We start from the raw sequence: 24,068 nt of genomic DNA on the forward strand, positions 1-24,068 counted from the left end.
GCGTTGGTATAGCGCCCGGCCCCGCCCGATGACGTAGCCCTGGCGGCGCCCGGGTCGTCTCTGGCAAGGTGGCCGGCCAGCGTCAAGGGAGTACTGGTGATGGAGAACATCATGCGAATCGGTCTACTGCAGTGCGACGACGTGGCGCCGGAGCTGATCGACGCCCACGGCAACTATCCGGCCATGTTCGAGGCGCTGCTGGCGCCGGCGGCCTTTTCTCTGGGGGTCAGCCTCGAGTGGCAGGTCTACCGCTGCCTGGACGGCGAGATTCCCGATGACGTCGAGGCAGTGGACGCCTGGCTGACCACCGGCTCGAAGTTCGGGGTCAACGACGGCCACGCCTGGATCGCCCGGCTCGAGGACTTCGTGCGCGCGCTCTATCGCGCGGAGAAGCCTCTGGTGGGGGTGTGCTTCGGCCATCAGTTGATCGTCAAGGCGTTGGGCGGCGAGGTGATCAAGAGTCCCAAGGGCTGGGGCGTGGGGCTTTCCAACAATCGGGTCGGCGAGCGCGAGCCCTGGATGACCCCCTGGCAGCATGACCTCGATCTGCTGGTCAGCCATCAGGATCAGGTCGAGACGCTGCCCGAAGGCGCCTCGACCCTGGGCGGCAGCGGCTTCTGTCCCCACTACCTGATCCGCGTCGGCCGCTGCTTTCTTGGCGTCCAGGGCCACCCCGAGTTTCGCCCCGACTACTCCCGCGACCTGATGCACCTGCGCCAGGGCCTGGTCGGGGAAGAACGGGTACGCCAGGGCCAGGCCTCACTGGCCGGACGTATCGACGACGGCGTGATGGCCGAGTGGATACTGCGTTTCATGCGCGAGGCGATGGCGGTCAGGGAGGGGTGACGAGACGCAAGATGGAGGCCATTATTTGGTGGTGGCAGCCAAGGCACCTGGCAAGCATTAGTTTCGGCAACGAGTGCGTTGTGGGAGAACGAACCTTCTTGTCCTTTTTTTGTCCATACATTTAAAGCATGATCATCGACTTCGATCCGGGGAAGAGCGCTTGGAATGCCAGAGTGCGCGGCCTGCCCTTCAGCGAGGTGTTTCATTTCGATTGGGAAGGGGCGCTACTGACCGAGGACAAGCGCAACGATTACCCGGAGCGTCGGTTTGTTGCCATCGGGATGATCGGTCAGCGGGCCCACGTGGTGTGCTTCACGCCGATTGAAGGTGGAATTCGCGTCATCAGCTTGAGAAAGGCCAACGCTCGGGAGGTGCGGCGCTATGACAAGGCGACTCACGGACAGGACAGGTGAGGTCCGGGAACTCACCGATGAGGATATCGAACGTATGCGCCCCATGGATGAGGTGTTGCCTGCAAACCTCAAACGGGCCATCGGACAGCGGGGGGCGCAACGAACGCCGACGAAGGTGAAGACGTCGATCCGTCTGTCTCGGGACGTCATTGACCACTTCAAGCAGGGCGGTGATGGCTGGCAGCGCCGCATCGACCAGGCCCTGAAACAGTATATTCGAGAACATGGTAGCGATTGAGGTCTGGCCGCCAAATAGCTGGCGGACGCGCCAGGCCAGGCCTCGCTGGCCGGACGCATCGACGACGCCGTGATGGCAAAGTGGAGACTGCGCTTCAATCAAACCGCTGTCTGAGTATCCTCAGTCCGTTGCCGACGACCAGCAGGCTCGAGCCCAGGTCGGCAAACACCGCCATCCACAGGGTGGCGTGGCCGGTCAGCGCCAGGGCCAGGAATACCGCCTTGATGCCGAGCGCCAGGGCGATGTTCTGCACCAGCAGGCGGCGGGTGCTGCGGGCCAGGTCGATCAGCCGTGGCAGGCTGGCCGGGTCGTCGTTCATCAGCGCGATATCGGCGGTCTCGATGGCCACGTCGCTGCCTGCCGCACCCATGGCGATGCCGATGTCGGCTCGGGCCAGCGCCGGGGCGTCGTTGATGCCGTCGCCGACCATGGCGCACACACCGCGCCGGGACAGCGCGTCCAGGCGCGCCAACTTGTCCTCCGGCAACAGCTCACCGTAGGCCTCGTCGATGCCGGCCTCACGAGCGATGGCATCGACCCTGGCCTGGGCGTCGCCGCTGAGCATGCTGACGCTCACTCTCTGGCGATGCAGACGTTCGATGGCTTGGCGGCTGGTGCTGCGCAGGGCGTCCCTGACCGCGAAGTAGGCCAGCAGCTGATCGTCGCGCCCCAGCCAGACGATGCCGGCGTCGTCGTTGTCGGCGTCACCGCTGGTCAGCTGGGCCTGGCTGACCCCCATCTCGCCGGCCAGGCGGGCGTTGCCGAGCCACACCGTCGCACCGCTATCGACCTCGCTTGCCACCAGACCACGACCGCCGCGCTCCTCGACACCTTCCAGTGACACCGTAGGCTGAGAGCCCAGCCCCTGCACCAGGGCGCGGGACACCGGATGGTTGGAGCGCTCCGCCAGGGCGAGGGCCAGGCGCTGTCCCTCGGCGTCGCCGCTGTCACCGAGCGTAGCTGAGCGCACCAGCCGTGGCTTGCCCTCGGTCAGGGTGCCGGTCTTGTCCAGCGCCAGGTGGGTGAGCCGGGTGGCCTGCTCGAGAAAGACCCCGCCCTTGATCAGGATACCCTGGCGTGCGGCGGCACCGAGGCCGCTGACCACCGTTACCGGGGTGGAGATCACCAGCGCGCAGGGGCAGGCGATGACCAGCAGCACCAGGGCGCGGTAGACCCCGTCGAGCCAGGGGCCGAGGCCGAGCAGTGGCCAGCCCAGCGCGACCAGCCCGGCCAGCACGAACACCACCGGGGTGTAGATGGCGGCGAAGCGATCGATGATGCGCTGCGTAGGCGCACGACGGGACTGGGCTTCTTCCACCGCGTGGATGATGCGCGCCAGGGTAGTGTCATTGGCCCGCCGGGTGACGCGGTAGTCGAAGTCGCCGGCCAGGTTGATGGAGCCGGCGTAGACGCTCTCGCCGAGGGAGCGATCACGCGGCAGGCTCTCGCCGGTGATCGGCGCCTCATCCAGGCTAGGGTCGCCGCGCACGATCTCGCCGTCCAGCGCCAGACGCTCGCCGGCGTGTACCCTGACCAGATCACCGATGGCGACGTCGTCAGCGTCGATCTCGCGCCACTCGCCGCTGCCAGACTCTCCTTTATCCAGCACCCGTGCCCTGGGTGGGGCCAGGTCGAGCAGTCCAGAGATGGCCTGGCGCGCGCGTGCAAGCGACCTGGCCTCGAGGTGCTCGGCCAGGGTGAACAGCACGATCACCATGGCCGCCTCGGCCCAGTGGCCGATCAGCATGGCGCCGGTTACCGCCACGCTCATCAGCGCATTGATGTTGAGGGTGCCGTGGCGCAGCGCCACAAGGCCCTTTTTCCAGGTGGGAATGCCGACCAGGGCGATGGCGACGATGGCCAGCAGCGGCGTAAGCAAGCCTGCGGTCAGCCCGAGCCAGCCGATGGCCTCGGCGCCCAGGGCCAGAATGCCGGCCAGCGCGAGGCGCCCCCAGGGCATCGTCGTGGTGCTGCGGGAATCATCGGTGGCGTCGGCGCCTTGGTCATCCTCGAAGCGAGGCGTCATGCCGGTGTCGCGGACACGGGCGGCCAAGGCTTCGCGATCGACACCGTGGTGATGGACCACCAGACGACGCTGCATCAGCTGGAAGCTCAGTGCCTCGACCCCGGGAAGATCGGCCAGCGCCTTTCTGAGCACGCCTTCTTCGGTGGGGCAGCACATCTCGTCGATGGTCAGCGCAAGACGACTGGCCGAAGGGGACGCTTCGCTGCTCTGTGGGGTGTCGGCAGTCTCGGCTGCCCCGCAGCAGGTACTGGTTCCCGCCGGCCTGGTTTCGCTTGTTGTTTCGTCTCTAGTTTCGGTCTTGGTTTCAGTGCGGGGCGTGGCACTGGAGGCGCAGCAGCCGGCCTTGCTCGTACTTTTCGCGCTGCGCTCTTCAGGGGAATCTGCCATCTTGGGGGAATCTACCATCCTGGGAACTCCACTCGGGTCTCTGAGTCAGAGTTGACACCCTGTAGTCACTATAGGGTCAAGGGCTGGCACGAGACAGTCGATGCCTGGCCAGAATGGACGGACGTTTGGCGGGAGGAAAATCCATGAAGATCGGCGAGCTGGCAAGACGCAGCGGGGTCAAGGTGGAGACGGTGCGCTACTACGAGCGCGAAGGACTGCTGCCCGAGCCTGCTCGCAGCGAGGGCAACTATCGACTCTATCGTGAGGCCCACGCCGAGCGCCTGGACTTTATCCGTCACTGCCGCGCCCTGGACATGACGCTGGACGAGATCCGCGCGCTGCTGGCGTGTCAGGACGATCCCGATCAGCCCTGCGAGGAGGCCGACGCCCTGATCGAGGCGCACCTGGGGCACGTCGAGCAGAGGATCGCTCAGCTCTCCAGGCTCAAGGTCGAACTGGAAGGCCTGCGTCGTCGCTGCGCAGGTCAGGGCAAGGTCGGCGAGTGCGGCATCCTCAATGAACTGTCCCAGCCGGTCGATCCCCCCGAGACGCTGGAGCATGCCCACGTCGGTGGCGTCCATCCGCGGCGTTGAGCCCGGCTGGCGCAAGCCCGCGTCTCCCCTTGCAGAGAGCCCGGACAGGACACCAGGAGCCGGACACGACAGCGCCGCCCCTCGGGGCGGCGCTGGTGGGTGCCGTGATGCGATGGCCTGGTTGGCGTTGTCAGACGACGCGCATCAGGCCTCTTCGGTGCGCCTGGGCAGTACCCAGTCCTTGCGCGGGAAGTGGCAGGTGTAGCCATGGGGAATGCGCTGCAGGTAGTCCTGGTGCTCGGGTTCGGCCTCCCAGAAATCCCCCACCGGCTCGACCTCGGTGACCACCTTGCCGGGCCACAGACCCGAGGCTTCCACGTCGGCGATGGTGTCGAGCGCTTCACGCTTCTGCTCCTCGTCCACGTAGTAGATGGCCGAGCGGTAGGACATGCCACGGTCGTTGCCCTGACGATTGGGCGTGGTCGGATCATGGATCTGGAAGAAGTACTCCAGCAGCTTGCGATAGCTGATCACGTCGGGATCGAACAGGATCTCGATACCCTCGGCGTGGGTTCCGTGGTTACGATAGGTGGCGTTTTGCACGTCGCCACCGGTGTAGCCGACCCGGGTGTACTCGACCCCTGGCAACTGGCGAATCAGATCCTGCATGCCCCAGAAGCATCCGCCTGCGAGAACTGCGCGTTGTTGTGCCATGTTCAGACCTCCTCGACTTGATTCAGATATTCGCCGTAGCCCTCGGCTTCCATGTCATCGCGATGGATGAACCTGAGCGACGCCGAGTTGATGCAGTAGCGCATGCCTCCCTTGTCCCTGGGGCCGTCGTTGAAGACGTGACCCAGGTGGCTGTCACCGTGGGACGAGCGCACCTCGGTGCGGATCATGCCATGGGACGAATCCACCAGCTCGTTGACGTAGGCCGGCTCGATCGGCTTGGTGAAGCTGGGCCAGCCACAGCCGGACTCGTACTTGTCCGACGAGGCGAACAGCGGCTCGCCAGAGACGATGTCCACGTAGATGCCGGGCTCCTGGTTGTGCAGGTGCTCCCCGGTGCCGGGACGCTCGGTGCCGCTTTCCTGGGTGACCCGATACTGCTCGCGGTTCAGTCGGGCGATGGCCTCGGGTGACTTTTCATAGGTTTTCATGGGCTCTCCTCGTGGGTGGGGGAGACGCAGGCTCGGCGCGATGGCTTGCCCTCAAGGTTACACGCCAGCTTGCGGGACCGTAATCAGTCGTGGTGATGGAGAGATCCTTACACGCCTAACGATTCGTGTCACGCCGATGCAGGCATTGGCCCAGCGCCCAGACCTGGTCGATGGCCCAGTCATCGTCGCCGAGCACCAGCAGGTCGGCGTCCTGACCGACCGCCAGACGTCCCTTGCGCTTGAGCCCGAGGGCGTCTGCGGCGTGGGTGCTGGCGAGGCCCACGGCGACCTCCAGGGCGATGCCGTGGTCGTTGACGCACTCGCCCAGTACCTCGAACAGGCTGTCCAGGCGGCCAGCCTCGAGGCCGACGAATCGCCCCTCGGCGTCAAAGCGGGGCAGGGAAGCGTTGGCGTCGGAGGACAGGCTGATGCGCGAAGGGTCGACGCGGGCCTTGAGCGCCCTGGCGGCGGCTTCTGACGCAGGCACCTCGCCGTCGGCCAGAAGCTCCTGCGTGGTGCTGGTGGTGAAGTCGATCCGCCCGCCGTCCCGGGCGAAGCGCAGGCCATCCTCGAACAGCGCCGCGGTGCGGTTGATGTGGGTCGGCATGAACTGGGCGATGGGCAAGGCCGTGGTGCGTGCTACCTCACGCAATATCTCCAGGCCACCTTCGGCGTCGCCGGTGTGGATGAAGACGATCCCGGACTTGCCGGCGAGCATTCCTGCGGTGCGGCTCTCGGAGGCCAGCCGAGCAAGCTCATGGGCGCTGGGCTGGGAGCCGCGATGGTCGCTGATGGCGACCTCACCGACGCCGATGAACTCGGGGATATGGACGATATCCTCGGCCACCGAGCCGGTCAGGGTCACCGGCGGCAGCTGGTAGGAGCCGGTGTAGGCGTAGCAGCTCAGGCCGCCGGCGGCGAGCTCGCGTACCTTGCCGAGCAGGTTGGCCGGCGTGCGGGTCAGAGCGTCGGTACCGAGCGCCCCCACCAGGGTGGTGACGCCGGAGGCGATGGCATCCTCGAGGCGGAGCTCGGGGGTGCGGGTGCCAAAGCCGCCTTCGCCACCACCGCCGGTCATGTGCACCAGCGGATCGACCAGGCCAGGGATGACCCGCCGGCCCTCGAGGTCGTGTACCTCGAGGCCGGGAAAGTGTTCATCGACGCTGGCCTCGGGCTCCAGCACCGCCGCGATGCGGCGGTCGGTGATCAGCAGGTGCTTCAGGCCCATCGCGGCAGGGGCGTAGAGGCGGGCATTCTTCAGAAGGGTCAGCATGGCGGCTCCCGAGACAGGGCCGGCCCTGGGGCAGGCCGGCCTGAACGATAAAGGGCAACGTTCACAGTTTGACGTCGTAGCTGAAGTACTCGTTCATGATCTCGTCGTAGGTGCCGTCTGACTTGAGCTCGGCCAGGGCCTCGTTGAAACGCTCGGCGAGTTCACGGTCGCGCTTGCGGAAGGCCACGCCGACGCCCTGGCCGAAGTAGGTCTCGGGCTCCTTGATGAAGTCGCTGATGCGCACGAAGTCGCTCTGTTCGGTATCGATGTCGATCATCGCCTCGGCGATCGGATAGTCCATGAAGGTCAGGTCCAGGCGGCCGGCACGCAGGTCGGCGACCACGTCGTCGGCACTGGCGTAGCGGCGCACTTCGAGCACATCGCCGTACAGGTCGGTGACGTAGCGATCCTGCAGGGTGGCGCGCTGCACGCCGACGCTCAGGCCTTCGAGGCTGGCCTTGTCGGCGATGTCGATGTCGCGGCCGCGCGGCGTGATCCAGGCGCTCGGGGTGGTGTAGTAGGGCTCGGAAAACAGCACCTGGCGGCTGCGTTCCTCGGTGATCGCCATGGACGACATGATGGCGTCGAACTTGCGCGCCATCAGCGCCGGGATCATGCCGTCCCAGGGCTGCTCGACCCAGGTGCACTGGATCTCGAGGCGCTCGCAGACGGCGTTGCCCAGGTCGATCTCGAAGCCGGTCAGGGTACCGTCGGCGGTCTTGTACTCGAAGGGTTCGTAGGGCACATCGACGGCCAGGCGCAGCGGCTCATCGGCGAGTGCTGGGCCGGCGCCGATCATCAGCGCGGACAGGGCAGAGGCCAGCAGCAGAGGGAAACGATTCATGGGGACTTCCTTGGACAAGAGTGAATAACCACAGAGTAGGACCCCTGCAACGATGCATCAGCAGGGGGCTGCCGACAGGCAGGGGAATGTCGCCAGGGGAGGGCGAACAAGCAGAACTTTCAAGGCGTTGGAGTATACGCCGGGGACGCTATTCGTCGAACCATTCACTCAGGGCAAAGCCATCCAGCCAGGGCGGCCGGGGAAGGGACTCTGCGAAGATGGGGAGCCAGGTCAGGGGCACGAAGATGTCCTGTCGCTTCAAGGTGCTATCGAGTGTTCCAGCGAGTGCTACAGCAAGATTGCCAGCAAGTGTTCCAGCGAGTGCCGGTGGTGACACCGGACCCAAGAGGGTCCGGCGCGGTGCCTGCTCGAGGCGTTGGCTCGGGCAGGACTTGTTGCTTCAGCAAGATGCTTATTCAGCAAAGAATTATTCAGCAAAATACTTGGCATGAATCTCTTCGTAGGTGCCGTTGTCCTTCAGGGTGGCGAGCGCCTCGTTGAAGGCCTTGGCCAGGTCCTCGTCACGCTGACGGAAGGCGATGCCGAAGCCGTCACCGAAGTACTCCTTGGGCTCGGTGATCTGCTCACCGACCACCTTGTAGTCGCCTGCCTCGCTGTCCAGCAGGGTCGACTTGCCGACCGGATAGTCGAGGAAGCCGATGTCGACGCGACCGGAGTCCATGTCCAGCACCAGGTCGTCGGCGGTGGCGTAGCGGCTGACATCGGCCACGTCGCCGTACAGGTCGGTGACGTAGTTGTCCTGCAGGGTGCCACGCTGCACGCCGATGGTCAGACCCTCGAGGGACTCGACGTCCGGGTTGCCCATCTCCAGGTCGGTCGGGGCGAACCAGGCGGACGGCGGGGTGAAGTAGGGGTCGGAGAACAGCACCTGCTCACGACGCTCGTCGTTGATGGTCATGGAGGACATGATGGCGTCGTACTTGCGCGCCATCAGGCCGGGGATGATGCCGTCCCAGCCCTGAACCACCCACTCGCACTGGATGCCGACTTCAGCACAAAGAGCGTTACCCAGATCGATGTCGAAGCCGGTCAGCTCGCCGTCGGGGGTGCGGTATTCCATCGGCTCGTAGGGCACATCGACGCCGATGCGGATGTCACGAACCTCGGCCTGGGCGGTAGAAGCGAGAACCGCGGTGCCGATCAGGCCAGCGGTAAAGAGCTTGCGCAGTGTCATATAGGTAAACCCTTGTTATTGATAAGCGGGTGTTGATGCGATGGGAGGGCGTCTTGTGGACGCATACCATCACCTTAGCGAATCGGGGCCCTCTCAGGAAGGGCGGGGCGGCAGAAATGAAACGCCAGTTCCCAACGCTTGTTTGACGATAGCGCGACGGCGCCGGAGGCGGTGGCCTCCGGCGTCACGGCGGCTTAACCGGAGGCCGGCTTCAAGTGGGCCAGCAGGCGCTTTTCCAGATAGCGGAACAGGTACAGGATGGCGAAGGTCAGGCACAGGTAGATCGCCGCCACGAACAGGAAGGCGTCGAAGGGCGCGTAGTAGCGGGCATAGACGAAGCGAGCCGCACCGGTCAGGTCCATGATGGTCACTACGCTGGCGATGGCGCTGGCGTGGAGCATGAAGATCACCTCGTTGCCGTAGGCCGGCAGTGCCCGGCGGAAGGCGCTGGGCAGCACGATGCGGCGCATCATCAGCGAGTAGCGCATGCCGTAGGCCCTGGCCGCCTCGATCTCGCCCCGCGGGGTGGCCTTGATCGCACCATGGAAGATCTCGGTGGTGTAGGCCGCGGTGTTCAACGAGAACGCCACCAGCGCCGGGAAGAACGGCTTCTCCAGCAGTACCCATAGCCAGGTGTCCTGGATGCCCTCGACGAACACCACGCCGTAGTAGATCAGGTAGAGCTGCACCAGCAGCGGTGTGCCGCGGAACACATAGGTGTAGAAGAAGATCGGCATCTTGATCCAGCGGCGCTTGGAACCTCGGCCAATGGCCAGTGGCACCGCGGCGATCAGGCCGACGATCAATGACAGGAACACCAGCTGGACCGTGGTGGTCAGCCCCTCACCGTAGTACGACAGGGTGTCGAGGGTGAAGATAGTGTTGTCGGCCAGCAGTGCTTCGATTGAGGCAAGCAGTGAATCCATCAGTCATGCCCTCCGAAGCCGACGTCGTAGCGCTTCTGCAGTCTGGCGAAGAACCACTCCGAGACGCTGGCGATCAGCAGATAGATGACCGCCACGATGATCATGAACAGGAAGGGCTCGCGGGTGGCCTTGGAGGCCTCCGCGGCGACCCGCACCATGTCGGACAGGCCGATCACCGAGACCAGGGCGGTGGTCTTCAACAGCACCATCCAGTTGTTGGACAGGCCCGGCAGGGCATGGCGCATCATCTGCGGGAAGCGAATACGGCGGAACACCAGGGCGTGGCTCATGCCATAGGCGCGGCCAGCCTCGATCTGGCCGCTGTCCACCGCCAGAAAGGCGCCACGGAAGGTCTCGCCCATATAGGCACCGAAGATCAGGCCGATGGTCAGGACGCCGGCGACGAACTCGTTGACGTTGATGAAGATGTCGATACCGAAGCGGGCGTACAGCCAGTCGGTGACCATGTTGATGCCGATCTGGCCGCCGAAGAACAGCAGCATCATCAGCACCAGGTCCGGTACGCCGCGGATGATGGTGGTATAGAGGGTGCCCAGGCGGTGGGCCACCCAGTTGCGCGACATCTTGGCGCTGGCGGTGACAAGGCCAAGCCCGACGGCCAGGATCAGTGACAGCACCGCCAGTTCGATGGTGACCAGCGCCCCCTCGAGAAGGCGTGGCCCGTAACCGTGAAGGTCAATCATGGGTCTCTCCTGGCCGCCTCAGCGCTTGGGTGCAAGGAATTGCTTGAGTCGCTCGGAGCTGGGGTTGCCCAGCACCTGGTCGGGCGGACCCGCTTCCTCGACCTGACCCTGGTGCAGGTAGATCACCTGACTGGAGACGTCGCGGGCGAAGGCCATTTCGTGGGTTACCACGATCATGGTGCGGCCTTCCTCGGCCAGGTCACGCATGACCTTGAGCACGTCGCCGACAAGCTCCGGGTCCAGCGCCGAGGTCGGCTCGTCGAACAGCATGACCTCCGGGTCCATGGCGAGTGCCCGGGCGATGGCGCCACGCTGCTGCTGGCCACCGGAAAGCTGGGCCGGATAATAGTCGGCGCGTTCGGCCAGGCCGACCCGCTTTAGCAGGGCGCGGGCGTGTTCGATGGCCTCCTTCTTCGACTTCTTGAGCACGTGGACAGGCGCTTCGATGACGTTCTCCAGAAGCGTCATGTGGGCCCAGAGGTTGAAGCTCTGGAACACCATCGACAGCTTGGCGCGCATCTGTACCACCTGGTTCCAGTCGGCAGGCTCGCGGCCGTGCTTGGTTTCCTTGAAGCGGATCTGTTCGCCGTGGACAAACAGCTCGCCCTCGTTGGGCTGTTCAAGCAGGTTCATGCAGCGCAGGAAGGTGCTCTTGCCGGAGCCGGAGGCGCCGATCAGGGTGATGACGTCCCCCTTGCGGGCCTCGAGAGACAGCCCCTTGAGCACTTCGGTGTTGCCAAAGCGCTTCTTGATATTGCGCACTTCCAGCGGAATTGGTGTATCAGCCATGAATCGGGCTCCAGATAGAATCGGCCGTGCCGGGTGGGCCGGCCGGATGGCGCGGGCTGGCGCGAAAAAAACGGGGGATTCTAACAGGCTTGGAACGGCGCAGCAGACGAAGCTGATCCGAGGGGGTATAGACCTTCGTCGAGTATAGGGGCGGGAGTTGTCATGCGTCTATCTCCAGGTTGTTGTTATATATGTTTATTGTGATTTCAGGTACTGTTGGATCATTCTGACGTCAGCGTTACGGGGCGCACCAGCAGCGCCGCTCGAGCGCCGAGTTCTACCCTGGCGTTGGGGAACACCACCTTGAGCGGCTCGTCACCGATACGGGTATCGCCGGCCTGGGCGTCACGCGCCACCACGGTACCGGGGGCGAACTCGGTGAAGTTGGGAATGTCATCGGCAAAGCACAGCGCGAAGTCCTCGCTTTCACGGAACACTTCGACAGCCACCGCAAAGCCATCCAGCTGCTGAATCTCGCCCGACTCGGGCAATTGTCCGGCGATCAGCGACTGAATCAGCCGGCCCATGGGTTCAAGTGGCTCGAGATCATTGTGGCCGAACGGCAACGCCTTGCCGAGTTCCAGGGTAAACGCCTGGGCGCCGTGGTAGTGCTTGCTGTAGTGGGAGAAGGTCCAGCTATGCTGATGCTGCTTGAGCGCCGCCTGGATGCCCGCGCCGGCCATCCAGTGCCACTGCTCGCTATCGGTACGAGTCTCGGCGAAAGGGTCCACCACGAAGCGTGGGTAGTGGCTGTCGCGGATCGCGGTGTGCAGGTCGTAGTGCAGCCTTGGCAGCTGGCTGTGGTCGGCGAAGAAGGCATCCACCGCGGCCATCAGCTCACGCGCGCGGTCGGCCTCGTCACCTGGCTGGTCGAGTTCCCGCCGGAACAGTCGATTGAGGTTGGTCTCGACGAAGCGGGTGTTGCGACGAATCGCCTCGAGGTTGCCGAGGATCACCAGCACCGGAGCACCGACAGAGGCAAGCCCTGCCTCCAGGCGCGCCAGGCAATCACCCAGCAGCTCGATCGGCGCGGTCTCGTTGCCGTGGATGCCGACGGACAGCACGCAGGCGCGTGCATCTGCGCCGACGGTGTCCGGGATCAGGCGCAGCAGGCCCGGCCCCTCGATCCGATAGCGGCCGCCTTTTAGCGAGCCTTCCCGGCCCTTGATCGGCCGGTCGGGGGACGACGCATCGGCCTCAAGACTTGCCGTCAGCCACTCAGCCAGCATGGCGACCTCCCGCCAGAGGCGAGGAACAAAGGGAACCTGAGTCGGGTGTCAGAACAAACGTCATCGGGAGTCTTCTTGTTGCCAAGGCATTTATCGAATTCTTGTCGCCGCACCATTGCGAGCCCCCAGGAGGACCCCGTTGCCTCTCATCGGCCCAGAGCTGGCCCACTACCTACCCTCCGTGCCGACTCGCCAGCCGAGCGGGGGCGAACGGAAACAGGGCAGGGCGTGGCCTGTCAGCGGCCGATGGCCGGGCTTTCGATCATCGCTGGAGGCGCGGATGCCGCTTCACCTTCTTAGGCAGCGAGGGACCTCGCAAGAGCGAGCGTCGATCTGGTGAAAACCGGGGGTGCGATAATGAAAGGCCCGGCAGCATTCGCCGCCGGGTTGGAGATGAGCGGCCACAGCGGCAGGCGCCTAGAGACCGCGAGCGCCGGTATAGAGGGTATACAGTGATTGACTGGCGGCCATCAGCAGACGGTTGTGCTTCTCTCCGACGAAGCAGACGTTGGCGCAGACTTCCGGCAGCAGGACGCGACCGATCAGGGTGCCATCCGGAGCAAACACGCTGACCCCATCCTTGCCCTCGCCCCCTGAGGTGCCGACCCAGAGGTTGCCGTCCTCATCACAGCACATGCCGTCGTAGCCCTCGCTGGTGCTTTCCACCAGCCTCTCGGCACCAGCCAGCGTCCTGTTTTCGGCGCTGAAGGTGAATCGCGTGATGGTAGCGGGCTGATCGGGATGGTGCGAAGGGGCGGTATCGGTGACATACAGCGAGCTGCCGTCCGGCCCCAGGGCGATACCATTGGGCTTGTAGAGCTCGGTGGTCAGACGGGTCGGCTCCTGCATGCCGTCCTCCCAGTAGTAGATGGCGGTCTCGAGTTCGAGCGAGCGCTGCTTACCCTCGTAGTCGGAGTGCGCGCCGTAGCCGGGGTCGGTGAAGATGATGGCGCCGCCGGGCAGGGTGACCAGATCGTTGGGGGCATTGAGTGGCTTGCCGTCGAAGGTGCTGGTCAGCACATGGCGACTGCCGTCCCACTCGTAGCGAACCACCTGGGCCGGCGAGTGTTCGCAGGCGATCAGGCGACCACGATCGTCGAAAGCGTTGCCGTTGGAATGGCCGATATGATCACGCAGCACGCTGACCTGGCCGCTGGCTTCGTCCCAGCGCATCTGCCGGGCCCTGGGGATGTCGCTGAACACGGCGTAGCGACCCACGGCGTTCCAGGCAGGCCCCTCGAGCCAGAGTCCGCCCGTCCATTCCCGTTCCAGCGGGGCGTTGAACAGCATGTACTGCTTGAAGCGATCATCCACCACCTGCCAGGCGTCGATCGGATAGCGCTCGGGCGTGCCGCCGGCGTGGGCAAATAGCGACGGCGCCGCAGCGGTGGCGCCAACGGCCGCCGTGGCGGCAAGAAACTCTCGTCTTCCCAGTGACATTGCTTGACCTCCATGCAGTGAAAGGGCGACCGAGGTGGTCGCCCTTTCAGCGTATGAGGTGTTCACTGGTCTGTATGTTATACATTCTGACGAGGTCAGGCGGCCCTGCGGCAGCGCCTGACTATTGCTCAGCCCTGGCGATAGGGCTCGCACTCCTCGCCCTGTTCGACCTCTATCAGCTCCTCGACCGGGTAGTCCAGATCCTGTGCGCGCTGGACCAGCGAGCGGTAGGTCGCATCGTCAAGCTGGGGACTTCTGGCGAGGATCCACAGATAGTCGCGGTCCGGTCCGGTGACCAGCGACCATTGTCCGGCGTCATCCAGCGCCAGAATGTTGTAGCTTGCATAGAAGGGGCCGAAGAAGCTCACCTTCAGGCGGCCGACGTTGTCTTCCTCCAGCAGGTAGGCCTTGCCTTCGGCCACGTCGGGCTCGCCCCTGGACAGGTCGACGCCACGGTTGATCACCTGGACGCCACCGTCATCCCGGGTGGCGTAGTCGGCGGTGACGCAGTCGAGCCCTTCCTCGAAGCTGTGATCGAAGCGCGCGATCTCGTACCAGCGACCCAGATAGTCCTCCAGGGCGAAGTCATCGATGGGCTGGGTGCCAGAGGGCAGGCCTGTGCAGGCCGACAGCACCAGCGGGGCGCCAACGGCTGCGAGCAGGGTGGAGAGGCGCGTCGGCTTTCGAGCCGGGGCCGACGAAGGCCGGCGTCCTTGCGTATCCATGAGGGCTCCTGAAGGGTGGCAGGCGGGTGGAAGACGAGTCACCGCTGAATGTGTTGCATAATTTTCGTACAAGAAGTGTATGTCTTTTTTGCTGCTGTTGTCCAAGAGGCTTCCCGCTTGAGGTCGAGCAGCCATAAACGTGCAAGGAGCGCCGCATGACGCTAAAGGGGACACCCGGAGAGGCCGCGCAGGGAACGGCAGGTAGCCAGCTGGGCCAGCACTATGATGCCAAAGGAAGCCTGCTGGCACGGCTCGAGCGTGCCTTCGTCGAGGCGGGATGCGACCCCGACCATCTGAGTCACGACGAGATGGCCGGTATCGATCAACTGCATCTGGGGGGCAGGGCGGCCAGCCGGCGATTGATGGCCCTGGCGGGGGGAGATGCCGGCCAGTCCCCGAACAAGGGGGACGGTCCTCGCTTGGACGCGGTCGCGGGTGCGGGCACGGGTTCCAGCGGTGCAGCGCGCCTTCTCGATCTGGGGTGCGGTACCGGCGGCGCCAGTCGTCTGCTGGCCCGCGAGCTTGGCTACGAAGTGGTGGGGGTGGATATCACGCCGGGTTTCATCGAGGTCGCGACCTGGCTGAGTCGGGCCTGTGGACTGGAGGACAGTACCCGTTTCGTGTGCGCCGATGCTGCCGAGTTGCCGCTGGGGGATGCCAGTGTCGAGGCGGTGTGGTGCCAGCATGCCCTGCTCAATATGCCGGACATCGCCGCTGTGCTGAGCGAGTGTCGCAGGGTGCTCGCCCCGGGCGGCAGGTTGCTGCTCCACGAGGTGGTTCGAGGCGACAATCCTGCGCCGTTATCGCTGCCGGTGCCCTGGGCGAGAACGCCCGAGCATAGCCGACTGTTGTCCCTGAAGGATCTCGAGCAACACCTCCAGGCCGCCGGGTTTCAGCGCCAGGCGCTGGAGGATGTCAGCGCCGAGGCGCTGGCCTGGCGCAGCCATCACCGGCGTCGCGAGCAGGGCGGGACCGACCGCCGAGCCCATGGGGGCAGCAACACGGACCAGGCGCAGCCGCCCAGGCAGGAGGGGGGCGAGTCGTCACCTCAGGCGTCAGGACCTGCTGCCCGTCCTCCCATTCGTCCCCGCTTGCCCGGGCCTGCGCTGATCTTTGGTGAGGTCTTCGTGGAGATGGGCCGTAACCTGCTCGATAACCTCAGCGACGACCGGGTGAGGGTGGTCCAGGGGGTGTGGCAACACCACCCATTGCCGCGAACCTGACAGTTTGACCCCCTGAATTCAAGCACCTGGATTCATAGAATAAGCGCCGCTGTATGTCGTTCAGCGGACGGCCTCCTCCAGGAGGCTCCCTCTCCCATGGTTGCCTCCTCAGGGGGCACGGGCTTGCCAAGCCTGCTGATGCTCTGTGCTCTGTGCTCTGTGCTCTGTGCTCTCTGGTCGTCTCTCTGCATTCTTCTCTCGGCATCCTTCTCTGTTTCCTGCCTTCCCTCCGTGCTTTTTTCGCGGGCTCTCTCGGCCGACGCGCGACGCCTTGGTACAGGGTGGCCTGGTGCGGTTGTGTCACGTCGAGCTGGCATGCGCCACCTGACCGGGTTCTGGGCTGACCGTTGTCGTGATGGATCACAGGGGCGGGCTTTCACGGCGCTCTTGCATTTGGGTATCCTGTAAATATATTTTATACAATCTACGTTTTGGCGGTGTTGCCTGAGTCTGGGCGTATCGGCCTGTCGAAGCGTTGGGGAATGTGGAATCTGGCGATGGGCGCTGGATACACCGATGGAGTCAATACAATGAACAACAAGGCCTTGAGTGCAGCAGCGATCGGAAGTCTGGTGATGGGGCTGGTGGCGCCTGCCCTGGCGGCTGACGTCGAGTGGAAGGTGCCGACCTCGGTACCGGCGGGCTCCCCTTTTTACGAGAACTTTCTGGAGCGGTTTGCCGATAACGCCGACACCCTCAGCCAGGGACGGGTGGAGATCAAACCCTTCGGCGCAGGGGTGATCGTACCTGCGTTGCAGGTATACGAGGCCGTGCTGGAAGGCACCGTGGAGGCGGGGCACTCCACGCCCAGCTACCTGGTAAACCAGAAGCCCATCAACGCCATCTTTGCCGGCTTCCCCGGTGGCATGGGGCCGGAGACCTATATCAACTGGATCTACGAGGGGGGCGGTCAAGAGGCCTTGCAGGAGCTGCGTGCCAGCGAGGGGTTGCATTCCTTGATCGTCGGTATCGGCTCCACCGAAGTCTTCGCTCACGCCAACGTCAGGATCGATAGTGCCGACGATCTCGAAGGTTTGAAGTATCGTACGTCGGGCCCCTGGGCGGAGGTGATGCGTGAATACTACGGCGCAGTGCCGACCGTGGTGCCGCCGGGGGACACCTACACCCTGCTTCAGCGCAAGGGTGTCGACGCGGTGGAGTGGGCAACCCCATCGAGCAACCAGCCAGAAGGGTTCCATGAAGCCGCCAAGTACATCGTGGTTCCCGGCGTGCATCAGCCCACCTTCCTTTGGGAGGTTGTCGTGACCGAGGACACCTGGGCGGCCGTCCCAGACGACCTCAAGCCGCTGATCGAAGCCGCCGCCAAGCTCACGACCTATGAAGGCCTGAGCCAGTTCTATCACCAGGACATGCTGGCCATGGAGGCTTACCGTTCGGGCCGCAATGAAGTGGTGAGCCTGGACCCCGAGTTTGTCGAGGATCTGGCCCAGAGCGGTCGGGCCTGGATGGAGGCCACGGTTGAAGCGTCAGACGATCCTGCAATGCAGGCGCTGCTGGAAGACTACCGCACCTACCAGCAGCGCTGGAGCGAGCAGAACGACTACCTGATCCGCGACTGACCCCTCAACCGATCCTGGAGGAACGTCACCTCGGCCTGCGGGGTGACGCCTATTCATGAATACACTGATGAACCTCATCGACAGGGCGTCGACGCTGCTGGCGTGGGGCAGTCGCCTGGCGCTTGTCGCCCTGACCGGCGCCATGCTCTACGAAGTCATTGCACGCTATGTCTTCAATGCCTCGACCATCTGGGCCTTCGATCTGTCCTACATGGCCACGGGAACTGCCTTTGTTCTCGGCATCGCCTGGACCGCCAAGGTGGATGGCCACGTCAGGGTCGATGCCTTTAGTCGCCTGCTTCCGCCGCGTCTGGTCCAGCGCCTGCACGGTGCCGTCTATCTACTGCTGATGGTGCCGGTGGTGGCGCTGATGGCGCATCACGGATGGCTGCGCACCCTGCGGGCCTGGCACACCAATGAGGTGGAAATGGTCAGCGTATGGGCACCCAGGATGTGGCCGCTCTACGCCCTTATCGCCATCGGGCTTTCCCTCTTCGCCTGCCAGCTTGCGGTGGACGGAGTGCGGCAGCTTTGTACAGCACGTACCACCGAGGAGAGTCGCTGATGGATGCCCTCGTTGCCGGTCTGATGTTTCCCGGCTTATTTCTGCTTATCTTCCTGGGCATCCCCATCGCCTATTCGTTGACGTTGGTCTCGGTTGCCGCTGGCTGGTACGCCTTCGGACCGATGATCTTTCAGCAGCTGTACGGTAGCGTCTACAGCGCCGCCACCCACTATGTGCTGTCTTCCATCCCGCTGTTTGTGCTGATGGGAGGAATCCTCGAGAAGTCGGGAATCGCGCGTCAACTGTTCGATGCCATCCAGCTCTGGATCGGCCGACTGCCTGGGGGGCTGGCGCTGACGACGATCGCCATGGCGGCCATCTTTGCCGCCGCCTCTGGAGTGGTCGGTGCTGTCGAGATCATGATCGGTCTGATGGCGATACCCGCGATGCGCGCCTATGGCTATCGCAATAGCCTGATGAGCGGGACCATCTGCGCCGGGGGCTCTCTGGGCACGATCATTCCGCCGACCGTGATCGTGGTGGTGTATGCGGCCCTTGCCCAGCTTTCCATCGGCGAACTCTTTGCCGCCATCATTCTGCCAGGCGGATTGATGGTCTCGCTGTTTGCTCTCTACATTCTGGTGCGCTGCGCCCTGCGCCCCCAGGACGGCCCTCCGGCCGTGGAGGCGACACCCTTGCCGCTGGGCCAGAAGCTCGCGATCACCGCTAAGGCCCTGGTACCCCCGCTGTTGTTGATGTTTGCGGTGCTGGGCTCGCTGCTGATGGGCATTGCCTCACCGACAGAGGCGGCGGCGGTCGGCGTGGGCGGCGCCTTGCTGCTGGCTGTGATGAATGGCGGTATCAGCGTCCAGGCGCTAGGGGAGTCGCTGTCCCTGACGGTGCGCATCACCGCCATGATTCTGCTGATCGTGGCGGGGGGCACCATGTTTACCGGGATCTTTGTGGTCAACGGCGGCGGCGAGATGGTGGCCGAGATCGCTGAGCAGCTCGGCGGCCCCACCGGTGTCATACTGTTCTTCCTCGGCGTGACCTTCCTGCTCGGCTTCGTGCTCGACTGGACCTCCATCGTGCTGATCTGCGTTCCGATCTTCACGCCGGTGGTCAAGCAACTGGGCATCGATCCGGTCTGGTTCGCCACCCTGGTGCTGGTGACCATCCAGACCAGCTATCTCACCCCACCGATGGCATCGTCGATCTTCTATCTGAAGTCCATCGCCCCGGATGACATCACCTACGGTCAGATGTGCCGAGGGGTGCTGCCCTTCATCGCGATCCAGCTGGTGACACTACTGGCGGTGGCGCTGGTGCCGAGTCTGGCGACATGGTTGCCAGAGCAGATCGTGGGGTTCTGAAGACCGGCCCGGCTCGAGGATGCCGGGCCGGCAGGGTGATCAGCCCTGGGCGATACGCTCGCTGATCGCGGCGCCCAGACGCTCGGTGGTGCCGTTGCCGCCCAGGTCCGGGGTCAGCACTTCGCTGTCGCCGTCTTCCAGCACCGCCTCGATGGCGGCCAGGATGGCGTCACCGGCGTCCTTGTGACCCAGGTGTTCGAGCATCATGGCGCCGGACCAGATCTGGCCGATGGGGTTGGCGATGCCCTTGCCGGCGATATCCGGGGCGCTGCCGTGAACCGGCTCGAACAGGCTCGGGAAGGTGCCTTCGGGATTGATGTTGGCCGAGGGCGCCACGCCGATGGTGCCGGTACAGGCGGGCCCCAGGTCGGAAAGAATATCGCCGAACAGGTTGGAGGCCACCACCACGTCGAACCAGTCCGGATGCATGACGAAGTTGGCGGTCAGGATATCGATGTGGAACTTGTCCACCTCGACGTCGCCGTACTGCTTGGCCATCTCGGCCACACGGCTGTCCCACCAGGGCATGGTGATGGCGATGCCGTTGGACTTGGTGGCCGAGGTCAGCTTCTTGCGCGGGCGGCTCTGGGCCAGGTCGAAGGCGTACTTGAGCACCCGGTCGACGCCGTGGCGGGTCATCACCGTTTCCTGGATCACCACCTCCCGGTCGGTGCCCTCGAACATGGTGCCACCGACGCTCGAGTATTCGCCTTCGGTGTTCTCGCGGACCACGTAGAAGTCGATGTCGCCGGGCTCGCGACCGGCCAGCGGGCTCTTGATACCCGGCAGCAGGCGGCAGGGGCGCAGGTTGACGTACTGGTCAAACTCGCGGCGGAACTTGAGCAGCGAGCCCCACAGCGAGATGTGATCCGGTACCTTTTCGGGCCAGCCGATGGCGCCGTAGAAGATCGCATCGAAGTCGATCAGCGTCTCGCGCCAGTCGTCCGGCAGCATCTTGCCGTGCTCGAGGTAGTAGTCGCAGCAGGCGAAGTCGAAGGTCTGGGTATCCAGGTCGATAGCGAAGCGCTTGGCGGCAGCCTCGAGGGCGCGCACGCCCTCGGGCATGACTTCGGTGCCGATACCGTCACCGGCGATGATGGCGATGCGATGGGCCATGAAAGCTCCTTGATCCTGTCTGCTGGCGTGTAGAGGGTGCCTCGCGCAGCGGCCACGATTGTGCTTGGTGTGAAGGGTGGCGGCGGCAAGGTGTAAGGTCAGTCTAGCTCTTTACAGCGAGGCGATAATGGGGCTCGATGGCAATTCATTGTTGACCTCAAGTGGAGAAAAGGGTGGCATCGCTCGATGATCTGGCGTTCTTTCGTCAACTGGCCCAGGCCGGCAACCTGACCGCCACCGCACGCGAGTTGGGACTGTCGCTGTCGGCGGTCAGCAAGCGCCTGAAGCAGCTGGAGGCGCGGCTCGGGGTGGAACTCGCCACGCGTACCACCCGGCGGCTTACCCTGACCGCCGAAGGTGAGCGTTACCTGGCAAGGGGAGTCGCGCTACTGGATGAGTTGGCCGAACTGGAAGAGAGCCTGGGCGAGGATCGCGAGGCGCTGGCGGGACCGCTGCGGCTCAACGCGACGTTTGGTTTCGGTCGCCGCCATGTGGCGCCCTTGCTGTCCGAGTTCTGTGCCTTGCATCCGGGCATCGAGGCGTCACTGGAACTCTCCAACTTTCCCGCGCCATTGGTGGAGGGCGTGGATCTGGGCATCCGTATTGGCGAGCCCCCCGACTCGCGCCTGGTGGCCCGCCGTCTGGTGGCCAGCCGACGTGTTGCCTGCGCCTCTCCCGACTATATCGAGCGCTGTGGTCGGGCCGAGACTCCCCAGGCGCTGCAGCGCCACGCCTGTCTGGTACTGCGGGAGAATGACAGCGATTTTGCGCTGTGGCGATTCGTCGACGCCGACGGTGTCGAGACGTCGGTCAAGGTCGGCGGGCGTCTTACCAGCAATGACGGTGAGGTCATCAAGCGACTGGCGCTCGATGGTCACGGGGTGATGCTGCGCTCCTGGTGGGACGTTCATGATGAACTGAAGGAGGGGCGCCTTGTCAGCCTGCTGCCGGGCTGGCAGGGGGTGCGTGCCGATTTCTTCGCGGTCTACGCCCAGCGCCGGCACGTCCCCGCGCGCTTGCGTGCGCTGGTCGACTTCCTCGCTCGGCGCCTGGCGGCCAGGATCCCGTCACTCGATTGAACGACTGCCGGCCCCGTCAGCCCTTGCGTGCCAGCACTCGCAGCCGGGATTCCAGCATGTCGCGGTCCAGGTAGGTGCCCTGGAGGTGACGCTCCCCGGTGGTGGGATCGAAGGCCTCACGTCCATGTAGTACCCGGCGGTTGTCGAAGGCCACCATCTGCCCGGGACGCAGGTCGAGGGCAATCTGATGCTGTGGTGCATGCAGCAGGGTCCAGAAGTGGTGGTAGGCCTCGTACCAGGAGGTGATCAGGTCGGCAGGCAGGTGCAGGGTGTCACGAATCCAGTTGTTGAAGCGAATTTCGCGGATGCGACCATCCGTGCCGACGTCGATGACCGGCTCGCGGACGCCGATATCGTGTTCCTCGTCCTGGAAGCGAAAGTCGATGGCGGTCTCGGCCAGAAGCTGGAAGTGATCGGGGTTGGCCGCGCGCAGCGCCTCGGCGACCTGGATGCCGTCGGCGAAGATCGAGCCGCCGCCTTCGGCATCGTTCTTCAGGCAATACAGCAACTGCATGTCCGGCGGTTGGCGCCAGTTGGGCAGGTCCGTGTGCAGCGCCAGGGCAATCGAGGTGTAGGCCGCGTTGTTGGGGTTGGGCTTCGAAATGACGTCGAAGCGAGCCCCGAAGTTGGTGGCCTTGAGCGGGCCAATGCGCCGTGCCAGGCGACTGACCTCCTCGAGTTCCAGCGGCCCCTCGTCGAGCAGCACCAGGCCGTCGCGCAGCAACGCCGTGATCCAGGCTTTTTCGCCGTTGCCACCGGCTACCAGATCGGCATGCCGCACATGCTGGGGGGAAAACGGTGTCTGCCAGGCGACAGGCCGCGGCAGGCTGTCGATGGCGGCCTCGCCGGGGCGACGCTGGTGCAGCCAGCCGGCGGCGAAGCGGCTGTGGTGTCCGTCCTGCCAGTCAAGGTGGAGCTGACCGTGCTCGATGCGGGCCTCGTCGAGCCCTGGAACGGCGGCCATCGGTGTGACCAGGCGTTCCCGGGTCAGCGGGTGGCGGCACTGATCACAGGCGCAGTGATCGCGCAGCCACAACAGAGGAAATTGTCCTCGGTCGCCGTTGTTCCAGACCAGCGAGAGACGCAAGCCTTCAGCGACCACGTCGGTCAGCGTCAGGTGCTGGGGCCAGGGGGCCAGTTCGTGCATATCGATGTGGCCGGCGTCGGAGGTCGAGGTCAACGAGGTGGTGCTCATGGATGGCTCCCAGGTGACGAGTGTTGACGAAATAGGTGACGAGTGTTGACGCCGATGGTGGAGGCTCGAGGCGATGGCGACAAACGACTAATATGACGCCTTAGGCCAAGCTGGGCTTATGACTGTCTTTTTCATTGACGCTAAACCATAGGGCCAGAAACCACATGCACCGACTTCCTCCTCTGCATTGGCTGCAGGCCTTCGAGGCCTCGGCAAGAACCCTGAGCTTTACCGCGGCGGGCCAGGAACTGTCGGTAACCCAGGCCGCCATCAGTCAACGTATTCGGCTGCTGGAGGACCGCCTGGGGCAGCCACTGTTCGTGCGCCACCCGCGCAGCCTGACGCTGACGCCGGCGGGCCAGGCCTGGTTGCCGAGCGTCCAGGAAGCCTTTGCGCGGCTCGATGAGGGCACCCTGGAGGTGTTCGGCGTGACCCCGGATCGTTCGGTGACGCTGCGCACTACGCCGGCGCTTCAGAGCCAATGGCTGGCGCCTCGTCTGGCACGATTTCACCTTACCCACCCCGAGGTGACCGTGCGTGTGGTCAGCGCGGTCTGGAGTTCGGATTTCGGTGCCGAAGGGGCCGATATCGAACTGCGCTACGGCCAGGGAGAGTGGCGCGGCATGGAGTCGATCTCTCTGGGGGCGTCGTCGTTGTTGCCGGTCTGTACGCCGCCGCTGGCAGGGCAGCTCGTCTCGCTGGATGCCCTGGCCGGGCAGACCTTGCTCCATGCGGCGGGCTTCGCGGCCGGCTGGCCGGCCTGGCTGGAGCACGCCGGGCGCAAGGATCTGTCGAGCCACTGTCACAGTCTGATCTGCGACAACCTGTCCATGGTGATGGCCCTGGCCCGGCAAGGGGCGGGGGTGGCGCTGGTGCACCGCTGCCTGCTGGAAGATCCCCAGGGGCTGGTTGCTCCGTTCGACATCGAGGTGCCCACCCGCGAAGGATTCTGGTTGTGTCGCCCGCGCAGTGCGCAGGGCAGTATCGAAAGCGAACGGCTATGGCGCTGGCTGGCGGGCGAAGTGGCGCCTGGGCCATCGTGACAAGTTTGTCGGCAAGAGGTCAGGCCTCGGCACTTTGCTCCAGGAGGGCTGGGGCTGAGCCGCTCGAGTCGGTATGATCGTGCCCGCCGATCGAGCGCTATCGCTGGCGGGCGCTGGCGCTCGTAAGAGCATAGAATTGAGAATGAGGGTGCCGTCCGGCTCCCGCCTGCACCGCACCCTGGGATTGTCGCCGCCGGGGTGCGGTCCATCATCTGTTTCGGGA

Annotated in this window: 24 protein-coding genes; 10 read left to right on the forward strand and 14 right to left on the reverse strand. The window is 64.6% G+C overall.

Annotation, left to right across the window (positions count from 1 at the left end):
- Window positions 1-111: 111 nt before the first annotated feature.
- The 3 genes from NFH97_RS13355 to NFH97_RS13365 all read left to right on the forward strand — a co-directional run bounded on the left by NFH97_RS13355 (window position 112) and on the right by NFH97_RS13365 (window position 1,497).
- The gene (locus NFH97_RS13355; RefSeq protein WP_108132551.1) at window positions 112-846 is read left to right on the forward strand and encodes a glutamine amidotransferase-related protein; all 735 of its coding nucleotides are present in this window, start codon (window positions 112-114) and stop codon (window positions 844-846) included.
- 128 nt (window positions 847-974) lie between these two features.
- Entirely contained in the window at window positions 975-1,259 is a 285-nt protein-coding gene (locus NFH97_RS13360) for a BrnT family toxin (RefSeq protein WP_348814766.1), read from the forward strand.
- Entirely contained in the window at window positions 1,228-1,497 is a 270-nt protein-coding gene (locus NFH97_RS13365; protein ID WP_108132401.1) for a BrnA antitoxin family protein, read from the forward strand. The genes NFH97_RS13360 and NFH97_RS13365 overlap by 32 nt, the downstream gene beginning before the upstream one ends.
- Window positions 1,498-1,591: 94 nt before the next feature.
- Here NFH97_RS13365 and NFH97_RS13370 read toward each other — a convergent pair whose 3' ends face one another.
- Window positions 1,592-3,928, reverse strand: coding sequence for a heavy metal translocating P-type ATPase (locus NFH97_RS13370; protein WP_349624939.1), 2,337 nt, complete (start codon window positions 3,926-3,928; stop codon window positions 1,592-1,594).
- A gap of 125 nt (window positions 3,929-4,053) precedes the next feature.
- On the opposite strand from NFH97_RS13370, the gene cadR reads away from it, so the two are divergent.
- Window positions 4,054-4,503 carry a Cd(II)/Pb(II)-responsive transcriptional regulator gene (gene cadR / locus NFH97_RS13375; protein WP_222515997.1) on the forward strand — a complete coding sequence of 150 codons (450 nt, stop codon included), beginning with the start codon at window positions 4,054-4,056 and terminating at the stop codon, window positions 4,501-4,503.
- A gap of 144 nt (window positions 4,504-4,647) precedes the next feature.
- On the opposite strand, the gene msrA is transcribed toward cadR, so the two are convergent.
- The 11 genes from msrA to NFH97_RS13430 all read right to left on the reverse strand — a co-directional run bounded on the left by msrA (window position 4,648) and on the right by NFH97_RS13430 (window position 14,731).
- On the reverse strand, window positions 4,648-5,157 hold the full coding sequence (msrA, locus tag NFH97_RS13380) for a peptide-methionine (S)-S-oxide reductase MsrA (protein ID WP_045992797.1): 510 nt from the start codon (window positions 5,155-5,157) through the stop codon (window positions 4,648-4,650).
- 2 nt (window positions 5,158-5,159) lie between these two features.
- Complete coding sequence (msrB, locus tag NFH97_RS13385) at window positions 5,160-5,606, reverse strand: peptide-methionine (R)-S-oxide reductase MsrB (protein WP_045992796.1); 447 nt, start codon at window positions 5,604-5,606, stop codon at window positions 5,160-5,162.
- A 115-nt stretch (window positions 5,607-5,721) separates the two neighbouring features.
- Window positions 5,722-6,879: a beta-aspartyl-peptidase gene (gene iadA, locus NFH97_RS13390; RefSeq protein ID WP_108132403.1), complete on the reverse strand. Its 1,158-nt coding sequence runs from the start codon at window positions 6,877-6,879 to the stop codon at window positions 5,722-5,724.
- A gap of 61 nt (window positions 6,880-6,940) precedes the next feature.
- Window positions 6,941-7,723 (reverse strand): transporter substrate-binding domain-containing protein, encoded by a 783-nt coding sequence (locus tag NFH97_RS13395; protein WP_349624940.1) that lies wholly within the window; start codon window positions 7,721-7,723, stop codon window positions 6,941-6,943.
- Between the two features lie 427 nt (window positions 7,724-8,150).
- The gene (locus tag NFH97_RS13400; protein WP_371931862.1) at window positions 8,151-8,918 is read right to left on the reverse strand and encodes a transporter substrate-binding domain-containing protein; all 768 of its coding nucleotides are present in this window, start codon (window positions 8,916-8,918) and stop codon (window positions 8,151-8,153) included.
- A 194-nt stretch (window positions 8,919-9,112) separates the two neighbouring features.
- Complete coding sequence (locus NFH97_RS13405; protein WP_108132404.1) at window positions 9,113-9,844, reverse strand: ABC transporter permease; 732 nt, start codon at window positions 9,842-9,844, stop codon at window positions 9,113-9,115.
- Entirely contained in the window at window positions 9,844-10,548 is a 705-nt protein-coding gene (locus tag NFH97_RS13410) for an ABC transporter permease (protein WP_349624941.1), read from the reverse strand. The genes NFH97_RS13405 and NFH97_RS13410 overlap by 1 nt, the downstream gene beginning before the upstream one ends.
- A gap of 18 nt (window positions 10,549-10,566) precedes the next feature.
- On the reverse strand, window positions 10,567-11,337 hold the full coding sequence (locus NFH97_RS13415; protein WP_045992792.1) for an ABC transporter ATP-binding protein: 771 nt from the start codon (window positions 11,335-11,337) through the stop codon (window positions 10,567-10,569).
- A 221-nt stretch (window positions 11,338-11,558) separates the two neighbouring features.
- A complete protein-coding gene (locus NFH97_RS13420) occupies window positions 11,559-12,566 on the reverse strand; it encodes a succinylglutamate desuccinylase (protein ID WP_349624942.1) in 1,008 nt (335 codons plus the stop codon).
- Window positions 12,567-12,983: 417 nt separating this feature from the next.
- Complete coding sequence (locus tag NFH97_RS13425; RefSeq protein WP_349624943.1) at window positions 12,984-14,006, reverse strand: SMP-30/gluconolactonase/LRE family protein; 1,023 nt, start codon at window positions 14,004-14,006, stop codon at window positions 12,984-12,986.
- Between the two features lie 128 nt (window positions 14,007-14,134).
- The gene (locus NFH97_RS13430; protein ID WP_349624944.1) at window positions 14,135-14,731 is read right to left on the reverse strand and encodes a lipocalin family protein; all 597 of its coding nucleotides are present in this window, start codon (window positions 14,729-14,731) and stop codon (window positions 14,135-14,137) included.
- A gap of 155 nt (window positions 14,732-14,886) precedes the next feature.
- On the opposite strand from NFH97_RS13430, the gene NFH97_RS13435 reads away from it, so the two are divergent.
- From NFH97_RS13435 to NFH97_RS13450, 4 genes are all read left to right on the forward strand, one after another.
- The gene (locus NFH97_RS13435; RefSeq protein WP_222515992.1) at window positions 14,887-15,954 is read left to right on the forward strand and encodes a class I SAM-dependent methyltransferase; all 1,068 of its coding nucleotides are present in this window, start codon (window positions 14,887-14,889) and stop codon (window positions 15,952-15,954) included.
- A 530-nt stretch (window positions 15,955-16,484) separates the two neighbouring features.
- Window positions 16,485-17,534 carry a TRAP transporter substrate-binding protein DctP gene (gene dctP / locus NFH97_RS13440; RefSeq protein WP_349624945.1) on the forward strand — a complete coding sequence of 350 codons (1,050 nt, stop codon included), beginning with the start codon at window positions 16,485-16,487 and terminating at the stop codon, window positions 17,532-17,534.
- 55 nt (window positions 17,535-17,589) lie between these two features.
- Window positions 17,590-18,099 (forward strand): TRAP transporter small permease subunit, encoded by a 510-nt coding sequence (locus NFH97_RS13445; RefSeq protein ID WP_349624946.1) that lies wholly within the window; start codon window positions 17,590-17,592, stop codon window positions 18,097-18,099.
- The gene (locus NFH97_RS13450) at window positions 18,099-19,412 is read left to right on the forward strand and encodes a TRAP transporter large permease (protein WP_349624947.1); all 1,314 of its coding nucleotides are present in this window, start codon (window positions 18,099-18,101) and stop codon (window positions 19,410-19,412) included. Before NFH97_RS13445 ends, NFH97_RS13450 begins: the two co-directional genes overlap by 1 nt.
- A 39-nt stretch (window positions 19,413-19,451) precedes the next feature.
- Here the strand turns inward: NFH97_RS13450 and NFH97_RS13455 are convergent, their stop codons facing one another.
- A complete protein-coding gene (locus NFH97_RS13455) occupies window positions 19,452-20,528 on the reverse strand; it encodes a tartrate dehydrogenase (protein ID WP_045991709.1) in 1,077 nt (358 codons plus the stop codon).
- 173 nt (window positions 20,529-20,701) lie between these two features.
- Here NFH97_RS13455 and NFH97_RS13460 point away from each other — a divergent pair, with 173 nt between their 5' ends.
- Entirely contained in the window at window positions 20,702-21,607 is a 906-nt protein-coding gene (locus tag NFH97_RS13460; RefSeq protein WP_108132410.1) for a LysR family transcriptional regulator, read from the forward strand.
- Between the two features lie 16 nt (window positions 21,608-21,623).
- Here NFH97_RS13460 and NFH97_RS13465 read toward each other — a convergent pair whose 3' ends face one another.
- Window positions 21,624-22,802 (reverse strand): TauD/TfdA family dioxygenase, encoded by a 1,179-nt coding sequence (locus NFH97_RS13465; protein ID WP_349624948.1) that lies wholly within the window; start codon window positions 22,800-22,802, stop codon window positions 21,624-21,626.
- Between the two features lie 164 nt (window positions 22,803-22,966).
- On the opposite strand from NFH97_RS13465, the gene NFH97_RS13470 reads away from it, so the two are divergent.
- The gene (locus NFH97_RS13470) at window positions 22,967-23,845 is read left to right on the forward strand and encodes a LysR substrate-binding domain-containing protein (protein WP_045991711.1); all 879 of its coding nucleotides are present in this window, start codon (window positions 22,967-22,969) and stop codon (window positions 23,843-23,845) included.
- Window positions 23,846-24,068 lie beyond the last annotated feature (223 nt).

The sequence above is a fragment of the Halomonas sp. SCS19 genome (assembly GCF_040147015.1).
Classification (GTDB): Bacteria; Pseudomonadota; Gammaproteobacteria; order Pseudomonadales; family Halomonadaceae; genus Halomonas; species Halomonas litopenaei.

Bases quoted from the DNA above. Each gene is read 5' to 3' on its own strand.
- NFH97_RS13410 (WP_349624941.1), bottom strand. From the start codon at position 10,548: ATGATTGACCTTCACGGTTACGGGCCACGCCTTCTCGAGGGGGCGCTG.
- NFH97_RS13450 (WP_349624947.1), top strand. From the start codon at position 18,099: ATGGATGCCCTCGTTGCCGGTCTGATGTTTCCCGGCTTATTTCTGCTT.
- NFH97_RS13465 (WP_349624948.1), bottom strand. From the start codon at position 22,802: ATGAGCACCACCTCGTTGACCTCGACCTCCGACGCCGGCCACATCGAT.
- cadR (WP_222515997.1), top strand. From the start codon at position 4,054: ATGAAGATCGGCGAGCTGGCAAGACGCAGCGGGGTCAAGGTGGAGACG.
- NFH97_RS13370 (WP_349624939.1), bottom strand. From the start codon at position 3,928: ATGGTAGATTCCCCCAAGATGGCAGATTCCCCTGAAGAGCGCAGCGCG.
- NFH97_RS13415 (WP_045992792.1), bottom strand. From the start codon at position 11,337: ATGGCTGATACACCAATTCCGCTGGAAGTGCGCAATATCAAGAAGCGC.
- NFH97_RS13455 (WP_045991709.1), bottom strand. From the start codon at position 20,528: ATGGCCCATCGCATCGCCATCATCGCCGGTGACGGTATCGGCACCGAA.
- NFH97_RS13420 (WP_349624942.1), bottom strand. From the start codon at position 12,566: ATGCTGGCTGAGTGGCTGACGGCAAGTCTTGAGGCCGATGCGTCGTCC.
- NFH97_RS13400 (WP_371931862.1), bottom strand. From the start codon at position 8,918: ATGACACTGCGCAAGCTCTTTACCGCTGGCCTGATCGGCACCGCGGTT.
- msrA (WP_045992797.1), bottom strand. From the start codon at position 5,157: ATGGCACAACAACGCGCAGTTCTCGCAGGCGGATGCTTCTGGGGCATG.
- NFH97_RS13355 (WP_108132551.1), top strand. From the start codon at position 112: ATGCGAATCGGTCTACTGCAGTGCGACGACGTGGCGCCGGAGCTGATC.
- NFH97_RS13360 (WP_348814766.1), top strand. From the start codon at position 975: ATGATCATCGACTTCGATCCGGGGAAGAGCGCTTGGAATGCCAGAGTG.
- NFH97_RS13425 (WP_349624943.1), bottom strand. From the start codon at position 14,006: ATGTCACTGGGAAGACGAGAGTTTCTTGCCGCCACGGCGGCCGTTGGC.
- NFH97_RS13405 (WP_108132404.1), bottom strand. From the start codon at position 9,844: ATGGATTCACTGCTTGCCTCAATCGAAGCACTGCTGGCCGACAACACT.
- NFH97_RS13365 (WP_108132401.1), top strand. From the start codon at position 1,228: ATGACAAGGCGACTCACGGACAGGACAGGTGAGGTCCGGGAACTCACC.
- dctP (WP_349624945.1), top strand. From the start codon at position 16,485: ATGAACAACAAGGCCTTGAGTGCAGCAGCGATCGGAAGTCTGGTGATG.
- msrB (WP_045992796.1), bottom strand. From the start codon at position 5,606: ATGAAAACCTATGAAAAGTCACCCGAGGCCATCGCCCGACTGAACCGC.
- iadA (WP_108132403.1), bottom strand. From the start codon at position 6,879: ATGCTGACCCTTCTGAAGAATGCCCGCCTCTACGCCCCTGCCGCGATG.
- NFH97_RS13445 (WP_349624946.1), top strand. From the start codon at position 17,590: ATGAATACACTGATGAACCTCATCGACAGGGCGTCGACGCTGCTGGCG.
- NFH97_RS13430 (WP_349624944.1), bottom strand. From the start codon at position 14,731: ATGGATACGCAAGGACGCCGGCCTTCGTCGGCCCCGGCTCGAAAGCCG.
- NFH97_RS13470 (WP_045991711.1), top strand. From the start codon at position 22,967: ATGCACCGACTTCCTCCTCTGCATTGGCTGCAGGCCTTCGAGGCCTCG.
- NFH97_RS13395 (WP_349624940.1), bottom strand. From the start codon at position 7,723: ATGAATCGTTTCCCTCTGCTGCTGGCCTCTGCCCTGTCCGCGCTGATG.
- NFH97_RS13435 (WP_222515992.1), top strand. From the start codon at position 14,887: ATGACGCTAAAGGGGACACCCGGAGAGGCCGCGCAGGGAACGGCAGGT.